Origin of the sequence: Mycolicibacterium arseniciresistens (assembly GCF_030519285.1) — a bacterium.
GTDB lineage: Bacteria > Actinomycetota > Actinomycetes > Mycobacteriales > Mycobacteriaceae > Mycobacterium > Mycobacterium arseniciresistens.
On the sequence record NZ_JAUMSQ010000590.1, the window covers coordinates 1 to 413 of the forward strand.

The 413-nt window shown below is 72.9% G+C and carries 1 pseudogene; it reads left to right on the forward strand.

The features are described from left to right. Positions 1-413: pseudogene (locus Q2100_RS31665) on the forward strand (isoniazid response ATPase/transcriptional regulator IniR); the annotation flags it as partial.

The window sequence follows — 413 nt, forward strand, 5'->3', positions numbered from 1 at the left end:
GCAGGGCCGGTGCGGTCGCGCTCACCGAGCGGCTGCGCCGCATCGACGGACCGGTCCTCGACACACTGCTGGTGTCGTCGCTGAGTGCGGACCTCGGGCCCGACGACGTGGCGGCGGCACTGCGGGTCAGCCAGGCCGAGGCGCTCGACCTCGTCGACGGCGCCCGGGCCAGCGGCCTAATCGACCCGTCGCACCACCCGGCGTTCCTGCGTTCGGTCCATCACGGCGCCGCGCAGATCGCCGGCGCGGCCCGCCATCACGACATCGAGATCTCCCTGCTCGTGACCCAGCTCGAGATATCAACGCTGACAGCAGATCTCGCTTTGCAACTGGCCGAGCACGGGCTGCGGGACGAACGGCTGGCGGCCGCGCTGACCGAACTGGCGGGCCGGGTCCGCGGCCAACCGGCCCGC